This is a genomic window from Curtobacterium sp. 18060 (assembly GCF_902706105.1).
Lineage (GTDB): Bacteria > Actinomycetota > Actinomycetes > Actinomycetales > Microbacteriaceae > Curtobacterium.
The window spans coordinates 1-14,813 of the sequence record NZ_CACSJV010000068.1; the positions used below are offsets into that span (position 1 = coordinate 1).

Annotated in this window: 13 protein-coding genes and 1 riboswitch; of the genes, 8 read left to right on the top strand and 5 right to left on the bottom strand. The window is 72.4% G+C overall.

Annotated elements, in window-relative coordinates; genetic code table 11:
* The 6 genes from GVL05_RS18425 to ribH all read left to right on the top strand — a co-directional run.
* Positions 1 to 937, top strand: a 937-nt coding sequence (locus GVL05_RS18425; protein WP_159574080.1) for a hypothetical protein, incomplete at its 5' end; no start/stop codon positions are given.
* An 88-nt stretch (positions 938 to 1,025) separates the two neighbouring features.
* A complete protein-coding gene (locus GVL05_RS18430; protein ID WP_159574081.1) occupies positions 1,026 to 2,609 on the top strand; it encodes a hypothetical protein in 1,584 nt (527 codons plus the stop codon).
* Between the two features lie 91 nt (positions 2,610 to 2,700).
* Entirely contained in the window at positions 2,701 to 5,094 is a 2,394-nt protein-coding gene (locus GVL05_RS18435; RefSeq protein ID WP_159574082.1) for a bifunctional lysylphosphatidylglycerol flippase/synthetase MprF, read from the top strand.
* 167 nt (positions 5,095 to 5,261) lie between these two features.
* Positions 5,262 to 5,396, top strand: a riboswitch (FMN riboswitch).
* A 90-nt stretch (positions 5,397 to 5,486) separates the two neighbouring features.
* Complete coding sequence (locus GVL05_RS18440) at positions 5,487 to 6,176, top strand: riboflavin synthase (RefSeq protein WP_159574083.1); 690 nt, start codon at positions 5,487 to 5,489, stop codon at positions 6,174 to 6,176.
* Positions 6,176 to 6,856, top strand: coding sequence for a 3,4-dihydroxy-2-butanone-4-phosphate synthase (gene ribB, locus GVL05_RS18445; protein ID WP_159574084.1), 681 nt, complete (start codon positions 6,176 to 6,178; stop codon positions 6,854 to 6,856). The genes GVL05_RS18440 and ribB overlap by 1 nt, the downstream gene beginning before the upstream one ends.
* Positions 6,853 to 7,332, top strand: coding sequence for a 6,7-dimethyl-8-ribityllumazine synthase (gene ribH / locus GVL05_RS18450; RefSeq protein ID WP_123292070.1), 480 nt, complete (start codon positions 6,853 to 6,855; stop codon positions 7,330 to 7,332). The genes ribB and ribH overlap by 4 nt, the downstream gene beginning before the upstream one ends.
* 80 nt (positions 7,333 to 7,412) lie before the next feature.
* On the opposite strand, the gene GVL05_RS18455 is transcribed toward ribH, so the two are convergent.
* The 5 genes from GVL05_RS18455 to GVL05_RS18475 form a co-directional block, all read right to left on the bottom strand.
* Positions 7,413 to 7,583: a hypothetical protein gene (locus GVL05_RS18455; protein ID WP_159574085.1), complete on the bottom strand. Its 171-nt coding sequence runs from the start codon at positions 7,581 to 7,583 to the stop codon at positions 7,413 to 7,415.
* A gap of 66 nt (positions 7,584 to 7,649) precedes the next feature.
* Positions 7,650 to 8,198: a TetR/AcrR family transcriptional regulator gene (locus GVL05_RS18460; RefSeq protein ID WP_123292071.1), complete on the bottom strand. Its 549-nt coding sequence runs from the start codon at positions 8,196 to 8,198 to the stop codon at positions 7,650 to 7,652.
* A 95-nt stretch (positions 8,199 to 8,293) separates the two neighbouring features.
* Complete coding sequence (locus GVL05_RS18465) at positions 8,294 to 9,208, bottom strand: carbohydrate ABC transporter permease (RefSeq protein ID WP_123938594.1); 915 nt, start codon at positions 9,206 to 9,208, stop codon at positions 8,294 to 8,296.
* A complete protein-coding gene (locus tag GVL05_RS18470; RefSeq protein WP_159574086.1) occupies positions 9,205 to 10,239 on the bottom strand; it encodes a carbohydrate ABC transporter permease in 1,035 nt (344 codons plus the stop codon). The genes GVL05_RS18465 and GVL05_RS18470 overlap by 4 nt, the downstream gene beginning before the upstream one ends.
* Positions 10,236 to 11,546, bottom strand: a complete 1,311-nt coding sequence (locus GVL05_RS18475; protein ID WP_235036058.1) for an ABC transporter substrate-binding protein — start codon at positions 11,544 to 11,546, stop codon at positions 10,236 to 10,238. The genes GVL05_RS18470 and GVL05_RS18475 overlap by 4 nt, the downstream gene beginning before the upstream one ends.
* 202 nt (positions 11,547 to 11,748) lie before the next feature.
* Here GVL05_RS18475 and GVL05_RS18480 point away from each other — a divergent pair, with 202 nt between their 5' ends.
* Positions 11,749 to 13,785 carry an aldo/keto reductase gene (locus GVL05_RS18480; RefSeq protein ID WP_159574087.1) on the top strand — a complete coding sequence of 679 codons (2,037 nt, stop codon included), beginning with the start codon at positions 11,749 to 11,751 and terminating at the stop codon, positions 13,783 to 13,785.
* Positions 13,764 to 14,795: a LacI family DNA-binding transcriptional regulator gene (locus GVL05_RS18485; protein ID WP_131845717.1), complete on the top strand. Its 1,032-nt coding sequence runs from the start codon at positions 13,764 to 13,766 to the stop codon at positions 14,793 to 14,795. The genes GVL05_RS18480 and GVL05_RS18485 overlap by 22 nt, the downstream gene beginning before the upstream one ends.
* Positions 14,796 to 14,813: the final 18 nt, after the last annotated feature.

Sequence of the window (14,813 nt, forward strand, 5' to 3'; positions counted from 1 at the left end):
GTCGATCGGCATCGTCCGCGACGAGCTGCCGAAGGAGAAGGTCAGCGTCACGATCGGTCTGCTCTCCGCGATCTTCGGCATCGGCGCCGGCGTCGGCATCGTCGCCGCCGGCCCGATCGTCGAGCACGTGGGCACCGCCTCCCGGCCCGTCACCGACACCGTCGCGACGGCGCTGCGCCCCGTCACCGGGACCGTGCAGACGGTCACCGACGCGCGACCCGTGACCACGGTCGTCGACACGCTCGACCACGTGGTCGGCAGCGTCCCGGTGGTCGGCCCCGTCGTCGGTGACGACACCCTCGGCACGGTCACCGCTCCGGTCACCGGCCTGGTCGACGACACCCTCGGCGGTGTCGGCACGATCGTCGGACAGGTCCCCGACGTCGTCGCGGGCGTGGTCCCGTCGGTCGGTGGCGTCCTGCCAGGAGGCTCGGATCCCGTCATCGACGTCCCCGCACCTCCGGTCGTCGTCGGCACCACCCCGTCCGGTGTGCCCGGCTCGGCTGTCCCGTCCGCGCGACCGCCGCAGGCTGCCGCCCCGGCGACGACCCCGTCCGCGCCCGCGGTCGCGTCGACCGACGATCATGCCGCTCTCGGAACGAGCGTCGAGCGCCGTCCCGGTCTGGCCGTCCCGTCCACCTTCGTGACCGGACCGCTCGCCGGCCCCGTCGCAGGTGCCGTGCAGGACGCGACGCTGGGCGGCACCGCCCTGCTCGTCCCCGAGCCGGGCGACGGCCACGGAGTGCCGTCCGACGGCCAGGGCGGCGCGGGCGTCCTCGGTGGCAGTGCCACCTCGACTCCCGGCGGCGTCGCAGCCGTCGGCATCGTCGGCTCGACCGACGACATCGTCTCCCTCGTCGCGGGGTCTCGCGGCACGCTCTCCGACGACGCGGTCCCCGCATCGGTCGTCGGCGAGCACGACGTCGCCCCTGACTGAGATCGGTGCGCCTGTCCGGCACGGCAGGCACGCACACACACCGACCGCGCCCGCGGTCGGCCAACGATCTCGATCAGGGAGTACGACCATGAACAAGTACGTCTCGAGAGGGCTCTGGTTCGCCCTCTTCGTCGGCGGCCTCACGCTCGGAGGGGCGGCAGCGGCGAACGCTGCCACGACCTCCGGAGCGGACGGCGCCGTGTCCGGAACCCAGGTGGTTCCGTCGGTGGACGCTCCGGTGTCCCTCACCGGCAACGCCCTCGGGGTGCTCGGCGACGCGGTGTCGTCGGTGACCTCGCCCGCCGCGGCGCCCGCGGCTCCTGCAGCTCCAGCCGCCGCTCCTGCACCGGCCCCAGCTCCCGCGCCGACGACCTCGGGCGCCGACGGCACGGCCTCCGGCACCCAGGTGGCGCCGGCTGTGACCGCCCCGGTCTCCGTCGGTGGCAACGCCGTCGCCGTCGGTGGCGACGCGGTGTCGGCCCCGGCTGCTGCTCCGGCTGCGCCTGCTCCGGCTGCTCCGGTTCCGGCTGCTCCGGTTCCGGCTGCCGCCGCTGCTCCGACCACCTCCGGTTCGGACGGCACCGGCTCGGGGACCCAGGTCGCCGGCGACGTGACCGTCCCCGTCACGGTCGGTGGCAACGCGGTCGCCGTCGGCGGTGACGCAGTGTCGACCACGACGCCGCCCACACCGGCAGCATCCACCCCGGCAGCACCGGCCGAGCCCGCTGCTCCGGCACCGGTCACCTCGGGTGCGGACGGCACAGCCTCGGGGACCCAGGTCGCCCCGGTCGTGTCGGTCCCGGTGACGGTGTCCGGCAACGGCATCGGGGTGCTCGGGGACGGCACCGCTGCGGGGTCCGGCCCGGCGGCGACGCCGGCACCGGCCGCTCCGGCCACGACCGCGCCGAGCACGTCCGGCGACGACGGGCTGCTCTCCGGCACGCAGGTCGGCGGACTGGTCGACGTCCCGGTCACGATCGGCGGCAACGGCATCGGGCTGCTCGGTGACAGCACCTCGGCGGGCACGACGCCCGCCGCGGGCACCGGCACGACCGCCGGTCCGGCTCCGGCTGCCGGTGGCACGACGGACGGGGCGGACGGCACCGCCTCGGGCACCCAGGTGGCCCCGGTGGTCGCGGTCCCGATCACCATCGGTGGGAACGGCATCGGCGTCGTCGGCGACGGTACCGCCACCACGCCGGGCACCGGCACGACGCCCGGCGACGGCACGGACCCGGGCACCGACCCCGGCACGGACCCGGGTACGGACCCGGGCACGACCCCGGGCGACGGCACAGACCCGGGCACGACCCCGGGCGACGGCACGGACCCGGGCACGACCCCCGGTGACGGGACGGACGCCGGCGACGGCACCGTGGCCGGAACCGTGACCACCCCGGCCGGTGCGACCGGCGCGGACGGGCCGACCCGGGCCTCCACGGCGGGTGTGGTGACCACCACGACCGCCGCGACCAGCGGGATCCCGGCCGTCACTCGGACGGTGGCCGACACGGTGAGTGCCGCCGGTGACGGCGCGACCCCGCTCGCCTACACGGGAGCGACCTCGCCGGTCGTCCCCGTCGGGTTCGCGCTCCTGCTGCTGCTCGCCGGGGCGGGCACGCTCGTGCTCCGTCGCCGGCACTCGGCGGTCGGCACCGACGGGCCGCGCTGACAGCAGGTGACCGAGGGGCGTCGCACCGCCGGCGCCCCTCGTCACCGTGCCCGGAGTTGTCCGAACGGCCGGCCGGCACCACCATGAGGGGGTGCGCTCCGCCCTCGTCCGGCATCCGGTGACGGCCGCCATCACGTTCCTCGTGGTCGCGACCGCGGTCTTCGGCATCGTCGTCCGGGTGCTGCACGGTGCCGACCCGGCCTCGTACGGGCCCTTCCGGATCTTCGCGGCGTCCACCGGCGCGGTCGCGTTGCTCACCACGATCGCCGGCGTCGTCGTCCTCGTCGGTGCCGCCGAGCGGCTGATGGGGTCGTGGCGGACCGCCCTGGCGTTCGTCGTCACCACGGTCGTCGGCACCGCGGCCGGCGCGCTCACCGCGTTCGTCGACACGGACGGCCGCGACCTCACCAGCCTGCTGCTCGGTCGGGCGACGGCCTTCGACCCGTGGACCGCGATCGTCGGCACGATCGTCACCGCGAGCGCGTTCGCCGGACCGCTCTGGCGACGGCGCATCCGGGTGAACGCACTCGCCGTCGTGGCCGCGCTCCTGCTCTACGCCGGGCACGCCTCCGACCTGTACGCGGTGCTCGCCGCCGGGACGGGATGGGTGCTCGGTGAGCTGCTCCGCCGCACCCCGGAGCGCGGCGGATGGGTGCGCAGCTCGCACCGCGAGACCCGGGTCCTGCTCGGGACGGTCGTGCTGGTGTCGGCGATCGGCCCCGTGGTGGCGCTCGTCTCCCGCGCACGGATCGGACTGCTCGCGCCGATCGCCGCGGTGCTCGGCACCGGGCCGGTCACTCCCGTGAGCGGCTGCGGCACCGACGGGGCCGCTGGGCAGTGCCTCCGCGCGCTGCTCGCGTACCGGGCGACGGACCCGTGGACGCTGCTGCTCGCGATCGCGCCGCTGCTCGTCCTCGTGGTGGGCGGCCTCGGGCTCTTCCGGGGCAGCCGGTTCGCCGTCTGGCTCGTGGTGGCGGTCGACGTGGTGACGGCGGTCGCGGCCGCGGTGACCTACGGGGTGCTGCCGGCGCGGGCCGGTGGGCTGCAGGGCACCGCCGACGAGTTCGTCACGGCGCTGTCGGTCGGTGCGTCGATCGTGGTGCCGCTCGCGACCGCGGCCGTCCTCGTGCTCCGGCGCCGGTCGTTCACGGTGCTGCCCTCACGGCGGCGTGTGGTCGCCTTCGCGGTGACCGTCGTCGCGGCGGTCGCCGTCGTGGTCGGCACCGTCGCGGTGTTCGCGGCGTCGGCCCCGGAGCACGTCGAGGACCCGCTCCGGCTCGCCGTCGCCGCCCTCGGCCCCCTCTCGCCGCTGACCTTCTGGGAGCAACTGCCCTCACTCGGCACGGCGCTGCGCATCGTGATCGGACTCGCCGGCCCCGTGCTCTGGTTCGTCGTCGCGCTCGCCGCGGTCCGGCCCACCGGCGCAGTGGAACCCGACACCGACGCGGACGGCTCCCGGTCCGACCGAGAACGGGCCCGGGCGCTGGTGCTCGCCGGCGGCGGCGACACCTTCGGGTGGATGACGACCTGGCGCGGCAACGCCTACTGGTTCGCGGCCGACGGGCGCGCCGGGGTGGCGTTCCGGCGCAACGGTGGTGTGGCCGTCACCGTGGGCGGCCCGTTCGGCTACCCGGATGCCCGCACAGCGGCGATGACGGACTTCGCCCGGTACTGCGACGACAACGGGTGGACGACGGTCTTCTACGGCATCGACGCCGGGACGGCCGAGCTGCTCACGACGCAGGGGTGGTCGACGTTGCCGGTCGCCGAGGACGCCGACCTCGACCCCCGCACGTGGACGACGACTGGCAAGCGCAAGCAGGACGTCCGCACCGCCGTGAACCGGGCGCGCCGCGAGGGCATCACCGCCACCTGGTCGTCCTGGCAGGACCTGCCGCCGTCGACGGCACGGCAGATCGAGGCGATCTCGGAGGAGTGGGTCTCCGAGCGCGAGCTCCCCGAGATGGGCTTCACGCTCGGCGGGGTGGACGAGATGCGCGACCCCGCCGTCCGGACCCTCGTCGCGCAGGACGCCACCGGGCGGGTGCTCGCCGTGACGAGCTGGTTGCCGAGCCACCGCGAGGGGCGGGTCGTCGGCTGGACCCTCGACGTCATGCGCCGGACCGAGGCCGCGCCGAACGGCGTGATGGAGTTCCTCGTCGCGAGCGCCGCCGAACGGATGCGCGACGACGGAGTCGAACGACTCAGCCTGTCGGCGGCCCCGCTCGCGCAGGCGGGCGAGAACGCTGCACCGAGCGACGGCGTGCAGAGCCTGCTCGAGCTCGTCGGGGGAGTCCTCGAACCGGTCTACGGCTTCCGGTCGCTGCTCCGGTTCAAGCAGAAGTTCGGCCCCGACCTGCACCCGCTCGTCCTCGCCTACCCCGACCCGGTCGCGCTGCCGTCGATCGGCCTCGCGGTCGTCCGGGCGTACCTGCCGGACCTGTCCCTGCGGCAGGCGGTCGCGCTCGCGCGCGGACGCGGCTAGAGGCGGCACGGTCGACGGGCCGGTGCGGTGGACGCGACCGGGCGGCGGACGGGAGGCGCGGTGCGGGCCCGCCCCGGGCCTCCCGGTCGTGCGCCGCGTCGCCCCGTTACGTGCCCCGCTCCGGCCCGACGCGTCGGTCACCGGTCTGGGGTATCGTTCCGACTACGCAAGCGCTCCGGGGTCGGTGCAATTCCGAACCGGTGGTGACAGTCCACGAACTGATGACGGGTGCGAACCCGGCAGAGGTTGACTCGGTGAAACTCCGGGACCGACGGTGAGAGTCCGGATGGGAGGCGCGCTGGCGGACGAGACGACCCACCCTGCGTGGGACGACCCGTCCGTCGATGCCGACGATCGTCGAACACCCCCGGAGTCCCGTTGAGAGGACACCAGTGTTCACCGGCATCATCGAGGAACTCGGCACCGTCACCGCCGTCGAGCAGCACGGCGACTCCGTCGCGCTCACCGTCCGCGGGCCGATCGTGGTCGCGGACGCCAGCCACGGCGACTCCATCGCCACCAGCGGCGTCTGCCTCACCGTGGTCGAGCAGACCCCCGACTCCTTCACCGCGTTCGTCATGAAGCAGACGCTCGACATGAGCGCGCACGGAGCGTTGCGGGTGGGCGACCGCCTGAACCTCGAGCGCGCGGCGTCGGTCGGCGACCGGCTCGGCGGCCACATCGTGCAGGGCCACATCGACGGCACCGCCACCGTGCTCGAGACCGCGGACGGCGACGGCTGGCGCCGGGTGCGGTTCTCGCTCGCGCCGGCGCTCAGCCCGCTCGTCGTCGACAAGGGGTCGATCGCGCTCGACGGCGTCTCGCTCACCGTCAGCGCCGTCTCGCCCGAGGACACCGCGCCGGACGCCGCCTGGTTCGAGGTCAGCCTGATCCCGGAGACGCTCGAGGCCACGACCCTCGGCCTGCGCGTGCCGGGGGACCGGGTGAACGTGGAGACCGACGTGCTCGCGCGGCACGTGCGCCGGATGCTGCGGCTCGACGCCGCGGTCGGCTCGGTCGACGCCGCGGGCTCGCTCGAGCCCGTCGGCTCGTTCGAGCCCGTCGGATCGGAGGCCCGGTGATGGTCGCCTCGGCCCCGCAGACGCTCGGTTCGTCGAGCATCGAGGCCGCGATCGCGTCGGTCGCGGCCGGCCGGCCGGTGATCGTCGTCGACGACGAGGACCGCGAGAACGAGGGCGACGTCATCCTGTCCGCCGAGCTCGCGACGCCGGAGTGGATCGCCTGGACCGTGGCGCACTCGTCGGGGTTCATCTGCGCGCCCGTGAGCGCCGAGATCGCCGACGCCCTCGACCTGCCGCCGATGGTCCAGCACAACGAGGACGTCCGCGGCACCGCGTACACCGTCACGGTCGACGCAGCCGTCGGGGTCACCACGGGCATCAGCGCCCACGACCGAGCGCGCACGCTGCGGGTCCTCGCCGACCGGACCTCCGTGCGCGACGACCTGCACCGCCCCGGCCACGTCGTCCCCCTGCGGGCACGACCGGGCGGGGTCCGCGAACGTGCGGGACACACCGAAGCCGCGATCGAGCTCGTCACCGCAGCCGGGCTCCGGCCCGCCGCGGCGATCTGCGAGATCGTCGACGAGGACGGCAGCATGATGCGGCTGCCGGCGCTCGTCGCACTCGGGGCGCGCGAGGGCGTGCCCGTCATCACCATCGCCGCGCTCGTCGAGTGGCTGGACGCGGCAGACCGGACAACGGCAGCAGCTGCCCTGTCCACGGAAGGAACAGCACGATGAGCGGAGCAGGCGCGGCGGACCGCGACCACGTCGACGGCACCGGGATCCGGGTGGCCATCGTCGCCGGGCAGTGGCACGACACGATCGCGGCGGGCCTCCTCGCCGGGGCGCAGCGCGAGGTCGAACGGCTCGGCGCCACCGCGTCGGTGTTCCCGGTCCCGGGGAGCTTCGAGCTGCCCGTCGTCGCGAAGACCGCCCTCGAGGCCGGGTTCGACGCCGCGGTCGCGCTCGGCGTGATCATCCGGGGCGGCACCCCGCACTTCGAGTACGTGTCCGACGCCGCCACGAGTGGGCTCACCCGCGTGGCGATCGACACCGGCAAGCCCGTCGGGTTCGGCGTGCTGACCCTGGACGACGAGCAGCAGGGCATCGACCGGGCCGGGCTGCCCGGCTCGAAGGAGGACAAGGGCGCCGAGGCCGTGCACGCCGCCGTCGCGACCGCGGTGACGCTGCGCTCGCTGCGCGTGCTCGCCTAGCGCGGCTGGTTCACACGGCGCCCGCACGCGGAACGGCCCCGCACCTCGAGAGGTGCGGGGCCGTTCTGCGTCGGCGGAGGTTACCGCTTGCCGAACACGTGGATCGGCAGGAAGAAGGAGAGGGTCATCAGGATGAGGCCACCCATGAAGATGAACGCCTGGCCCGAGTCGACCTGGAACGCGAACCCGAACAGGTACATCGACACCAGCAGCAGCAGGATCGAGAAAACAGCGGCGATGACGCGGCCCACGGGATACCTCCGGGTGTCGACGAGTGGAACGTCGCCAAGTCTATCCCCAGGAACGGGGATGGTCGTTCACGCGCCGGGCTTCGTCGCGATCAAACGGTCCACGACGGCGAGGAGGGCCTCCATGTCGACGGTGCTCCGCTTCGGTCGACCGTCGCTCGCCGCGCCGAGGGAGGCCTGGTGGTACAGGCCGTCGCCGAGGAGCTTGACCGCCTGGGCGGTGGGCTCGTCGTGGAGGGCGTCGACGAGGGTCACGAGCCACGCGTTCTCGGTGTCGTCGAGGGTCCGGCCGGCCTCTTCGTAGCCGGCCTGCTGCAGGCGGCTCGCAGCGAGGAGCGCGAGGTCGAGCTCGCTGCCGACGAAAAGGCAGTTGCGCACGAAGTAGCGGGCGGCGCCGTCCTCGGCCTCGGCCATGCGCTCGACGTCGATGGCGGACAGGTCGGAGAGTCGCTCGCACAGCCCCTCGACCAAGGCCGCCTTCGAGCCGAAGTGGTACAGCAGCCCGCCCTTGGAGACACCGGCGCGGGCGGCGACGGCGTCGAGCGTCGCGGGACGTTCGCCGTCTTCGCACACGATGGCGACGAAGCTGTCGAGGACGCGGTCGCGGGCACTGGCCATGGGCACGAGTCTAGGAGGAGTTGTGCACGAGCAGGTGCAGGCGTCGCGGGCCGTCCCGCGACGCCTGCACCCTGCCGGTCGGGGCGCTCGACCCGTCAGCCCTTCAACGCTCCGGCGGCGATGTTGGCGATGAAGTGGCGCGAGCCGATGATGAACACGCCGATGAGCGGGAACACGCTGATCACGGCGCCGGCCATCACCGCCCCGAGGTCGGTCGCGTTCACCGAGCTCAGTCCGGCCAGGGCCACCTGCAGGGTCTGTCCCTTCGGGTCGATGAGGACGATGAGCGGCCAGACGTAGTCGTTCCAGGCGGTGATGAACGTGAAGATGCCGAGGAACGCGAGCCCGCCGCGGAGCATCGGGACCGCCACCGACCACCAGGTGCGGAAGAACCCCGCTCCGTCCACCCGGGCCGAGTCGATGACCTCGTTCGGGATCGACGAGGTGGCGAACTGCCGGAGCAGGAAGATGCCGAACGCGTTCGCCGCCCCCGGGATGATGAGCGCCTGCAGGCCACCGATCCACCCGAGGTTCGCCATGAGCACGAAGCTCGGCACCAGCGACAGGCTGCCGGGCACCAGGAACGTGGCGAGCATGACGGTGAAGAGCGTGCGCTTGAACGGGAACTCGTACTTCGCGAACGCGAACGCGGCGAGCGAGTCGAACAGCATGACCAGGACGGCGGTGCTGCCGGCCACGAGCACGGTGTTCAGGAGTGCCCGCAGCATGTCGACGTTGCTGAACACGGACGCCACGTTCGCGAGGGCGTTGTCCCCGAACCAGAGCGACGGCGGGTAGCCGAAGATCTCGGCGTTCGTCGACGTCGACATCACGAGGAGCCACCAGAACGGGAAGATCGACAGCAGCACCCCGATGATCAGGCAGAGGTGCGTGACGGCGGTCCCGAGCCAGCCGCGGCGGAACCCGCGGCCACGTTCGTTCCCCGCGGCCCCCGGTCGCCCGAGTGCCGCGGCGGTGTTGGTCGTCGTCGTGGTCGGTGTCGCGGTCATGCGTCGACCCCCTTCGTGCTGGTGCGGACCGTGCGGGCCACGCGGAGTCGTCGTGGGGTCTTCAGGCCGTCGCGTTCACTGAGCAGACGCCAGTTGATGATCGCGAACACCACGGAGAACAGGAACAGCATCCAGGCGATCGCCGAGCCGTACCCGAAGTCGAACTGGTTGAACGCCTGCTCGTACTGGTAGAGCACGATCGTCATGCCGGCCTCGTCGGGGCCGCCCACCGCTTGTCCGTTGAACAGGATCTGCGGCTCCGTGAAGAGCCCGAGCCCACCGATCGTCGACGTGATGAGGGTGAACAGGATCACCGGGCGCAGCAGCGGCACGGTGATGCGCGAGAAGATCTGCCACGCGTTCGCGCCGTCCACCTTGGCGGCGTCGTACAACTCGGTCGAGATGGACTGCAGTCCGGCCAGGTAGATGATCGCGTTGTAGCCCGTCCAGCGCCAGATCACCATCACCGAGATGGTGACCTTGATGCCCCAGTACGACGACAGCCACCCGACCGGGTCCGCGCCGAGTGCGCGCAGTGCCGCGTTCACCAGGCCGAAGCCGTCGGAGAACACCGAGCCGAACACGATCGCCATCGCGACCATGCTCGTGACGTTCGGCACGAAGAACGCGACGCGGTAGAAGCCCTTCGCCCGGATGTTGCCGTGCAGCAGGAACGCGAGCACGAGCGCGAGGAACAGCATCGGGATCGTCGACATGACCCAGATGAGGAACGTGTTGCCGACGGCGTTCCAGAACCGCGGGTCGCCGAGCAGGTACTGGTACTGGGCCAGACCGACGAACGCGGGGGAGCCGACCCCGTCCCAGTCGGTGAACGACAGCACGATCGAGAACACGATCGGGAACAGCCCGAACACCAGGAAGAGCACGTAGAACGGCGCGATCGCGACGTACTGCGGCCAGAACCGGCGGAGCCCGTACCGTTTGCCGGTCGCTGCGGTGGTGATGGAGGACGTCGGGGTCCCGACGACCGCGGGGATGCTCGTGGTCGGTGGTGCCTGCTTGGTGCTCATGCGCGGACCCCCCGCTTGTCGAGGACCCGGTTGGTCTGGTCGACGGCGTCCTGCCAGGCGCGGTCCGGGTCCTTGCCCCCGGCCTCGACGTTCGTGATCTCGGTCGCGAACGCACCGATGAACCGTTCGGAGTTGGAGATGTACGTCACCGGGACGTCCATCGCCGAGGCGTTGAAGAACGCCAGCGGGTCCTGGTCGCCGAAGTAGTCGCCGGGCTTCCGCATGATCCCGTTGTCGAACGACGCCGGGGTGGAGGGGAACAGCTGGATGTCGTTGTACGTGTGCGACTGCACCTCGGGCGAGGTGATCCACTGCGCGAACGCGGCGGCCGCGGCCGGGTCCTTCGAGGTCTTCGGGACGGCGAGGAACGACCCGCCGCTGTTGCCCGGGCGATCCGGTTGCCGGGCGACCCGCCACGTACCGGCGGCGTCGGGAGCAGTGTCGTGGATGACCTGCGTCCACCACGCTCCCTCGATCTGTCCTGCGACCCGGCCGGACACCCACCCGGCGTTCTGGTCAGTGCCGGACTGCAGGTTGCCGGTGAGGCCGGAACGGACGCAGGCGACGGCGTTCTCCCACGCCTGCCGCACCGAGCTGTCGTCCTGCTCGAAGACCGGCTGGTCGTCGCGGTCGAAGTACCGCGTGGGGCTGGCGTAGATGTACTGGTTGAAGAGCTGGTTTGCGGTGATGACCGTCGCGGCGTCCGCACCCTTCCGGATCTTCGCGCCGAAGGAGCGGAACCCGTCCCACGTCGCGATCGCGTCGGAGACCTCGTCCGGGTCGGTCGGCAGCCCGGCCTTCGCCAGGACGTCCTGCCGGTAGAAGAAGCCGGTCGGTCCGGTGTCGACGGGCCAGAAGCACTGCCGGCCGCTCGGCGTCCGGCCGAGCGCGCTCTTCCAGTCGTAGTACTCGTCCCGCTTCGCCGCGCCGCCGTGGTCGTCGAAGTCGGTGAACAGGTCTTCGTCGGGGAAGTACAGCCAGCAGTTCGAGTTGACCATGAGGACGTCGGGGATGAACGCGTTCCCGGCGAGTGCCGTCCGGAACTTGGTGTCGTACGAGGCGCCGCCGATCAGGTCGGGGCGGAGCCGCTTGGACCCCTGCCCGGCGATCCCCCCGGCGGCCTGCCGCAGGAACTTCGGGTCGAGCGACCGGTTCCAGTACCAGAGGACGAGTTCGTCAGGGTCCTTGGAGATGGCGGTGCTCGTGGAGCACCCGGCCAACAAGGCGGTGGTGGCGAGGGCTCCGAGGGCACCTGCGCCGGCGAGGAACCCCCGCCTGCTGAGACTGATCGATGGAGATGACGTCACGAAACTACCTGCTCTCGTCGTTGAGATCGGGTTGGAAACAGCGATACCGGGTCCCCGGAGCGTTCGACCGTGAACGCTCACGAAGTGGTCCAGAGCATCCTCTGTGAGACACGCCGTGTCAAGCACTTCCGCATTGATCCGCCGGGCGTGTGGCACTAGCGTCGTCGTGACCGTGAAGGTTCACGAGACGACAAGGATCCGCATGTCAGCGCAGACCGCGAACACCGCCAGCACCCCGACCCCGACGGTCGCCGACCGCCCCGGCTGGGCCGTCCTCGGCCCCGGGGGCATCGCCCGCCGCTTCCTCTCCCAGCTGCCCGCGAGCGGTGGTGCCCTGGTGGCCGCCGGCAGCTCGTCCACCGAGCGGGCGCAGACCTTCGCCGACGAAGCCGCGCAGCTCGGGTTCGCCGACGTCTCCGCTGCGACCTACGACGAGGTCCTCGCCGACCCGCGCGTCGACGCCGTGTACGTCTCGACCGTGCACACCGGGCACGCGCGGCTCGTCCTCGCCGCGCTCGAGGCCGGCAAGGCCGTCCTGTGCGAGAAGCCCCTCGCCCCGAACCACGGCACCGCCATGGCGCTCGCCGATGCCGCACGCCAGGCCGGCCTGCCGCTGGTCGAGGCGTTCATGTACCGCTTCCACCCGCAGACCGCCGCACTGCTCGACCTCGTGCGGGACGGCGTGATCGGCGAGGTCACGCACATCGACGCCTCGTTCGCGTTCCGGACCGGTGAGCGGACCGGCCGACTGTTCGACGTCGACACGGCTGGCGGCGGGATCCTCGACGTCGGCGGGTACCCGGTGACGATGGCCGCCGCGATCGTGCAGGCCGCGACCGGTGTCGCCGTCGCCGAGCCGACCGAGCTCACCGCCACCGGCACCCTCGGGCCGACCGGTGTCGACGAGTGGACCGTCGCGCAGCTGACCTACCGCGGCGGCATCACGGCGTCCGTCCGCACCGGCGTCTTCGTGCAGGACGACAACGCGGTCGCGGTGTACGGCACGCGCGGTCGCCTCCTGCTCGCCGACCCGTGGACCCTCGGCACCGACCCGACGATCGAGGTGCACACCGTCGACGAGGATCCGCGCACGCTGTCCTTCGCCGGCGAGCACCCCTACGCACGTGAGGCCGACGCCACCACCGACGCCCTGCGTGCCGGTGCGGTCGAGGCAGCACAGATGACGATCGACGAGTCGCTCGCGACCGCCCGCACCCTCGACAAGTGGCGCGCCGCGATCGGCCTGCGCTACCCGTTCGAGGCTGAGTCCGCCGACATCCCCACCGTGAGCGGTCGGCCGCTCCGGGTGCAGGACGGCAACCCCATGCAGTACGGCGAGATCCCGGGTGTCGGCAAGCGGCTGTCGCGCCTGGTGATGGGCGTCGACAACCAGCCCGACCTCGCCCACGCCAGCGCGATCTTCGACCTGTTCGTCGAGCAGGGCGGCAACGTCTTCGACACCGGCTACATCTACGGCGGTGGTGTGCTCGAGGGCCGGCTCGGCAAGTGGATCCAGAACCGCGGCATCCGCGAGGACGTGGTCGTCATCACGAAGGGTGCGCACACGCCGTTCTGCGACCCGGAGTCCCTGACGAAGCAGCTGCTCGAGAGCCTCGAGCGCCAGGGCACCGACTACGCGGACATCTACATGATGCACCGCGACAACCCGGACATCCCGGTGGGGGAGTTCGTCGACGTCCTCGACGAGCACCGCCGCGCTGGCCGCATCCGCGTGTACGGCGGGTCGAACTGGACGCCGGCACGCTTCGACGAGGCCAACGCCTACGCACGGGCGAACGGGAAGCACGAGTTCGAGGTCCTCAGCAACCACTTCGGCCTGGCCGAGGCCTACGACGTGCCGTGGGACGGCTGCGAGCACGCGACCGACGCCGCGTCGAAGGCGTGGCTCGAGGGGCGTCAGGTCCCGCTGCTGCCGTGGTCGTCGCAGGCCCGCGGCTTCTTCACCGGCCGTGCGACGCCGGAGGACACCAGCGATGCCGAACTCGTCCGCTGCTACTACAGCGACGAGAACTTCGAGCGGCTCCGTCGCGCGCGGGAGCTCGGCGACCGGTTCGGCGTCCCCGCCACGGCGATCGCCCTGGCGTACGTGCTCAACCAGCCGTTCCCGACGTTCCCGCTCTTCGGACCGCGTACGATCGCGGAAGCCCGATCGTCCATGACGGGCCTCTCCGTCGACCTCACCCCGGAACAGGTGGCATGGCTGGACCTCCGCGACTGACCCAGTCGCCACCGGACGGCCCGCACTCCGGCGGCCGCGCGACGATCATCGACGTCGCCGCGGCCGCCGGGGTGTCCCGGCAGACCGTCACCCGCGCGATGAACGGCATGTCCGGCATCAGCGCGACCACGAAGGAACGGGTGCTCGCCGTCGCGGCGTCGCTCGACTACCGGCCGTCGCGGTTCGGCCGCGGGCTGGTGACCGGCGGCGACCACCAGCTCGGGCTCGTCGTGAACGACCTGCGGAACCCGTACACGCCCCAGCTCGCGTCCGCCGTGTTCCGGCTCGCCGCCGAGCAGGGGTGGAACGTCATGCTCGCCGACGTCGACCTGGCGAGTGACGCCGACCGGATGGTCCAGGCGCTCGGTGCGCAGACCGACGTGGTCATCGGTTACCTCGGCTCGCGCCGGCACCGGTGGAGCGAGCTCCTCGGCAACGTGCCGATGGTCGAGCTCGACCCGTCCTCCGACCCGCCCACGGCAGCGGTGTGGATCGACCCCGCCGACGCGATCGAGGCCCTTGCCGACCACCTGGTGGCGACCGGGGTGCGGCACCCGGTCGTGCTCGACAACTCGTCGCCGGACCACACGAGTGCGCGCGGCCTGCTCATGCTGGACGCGCTGCGCCGCCGCGGCTACCTGCCGGAGCTCGTGCACGCGCCGCACGGCACCGCCGAGTGCGGTGCCGACGAGACGGCGCGGATCCTGGCTCGGAAGCGCCGACTCGACGCGATCCTGGCCTTCAACGACGTGATGGCGCTCGGCGTGCTGCAGGCCTGCCGCCGCGCGGGCGTCGACGTCCCCGGTGAGGTCCGGGTCGTCGGCGTCGACGGCCTGCCGCTCGGCGCTCTCGTGTCGCCGATGCTGACGACCCTGGCGGTCGACCTCGACGCCGTCGCGCGCGAGGCCCTCACGCTCGCGCTCGGCATGCTCGCCGGTGAGCTGCCGCGGCACGGCGCCGCAGTGCAGCGCACCGTGCGCCACAGCCTGCTGGTCCGCGACTCCGCCTGACGGCGCGCCCCGCCCGCC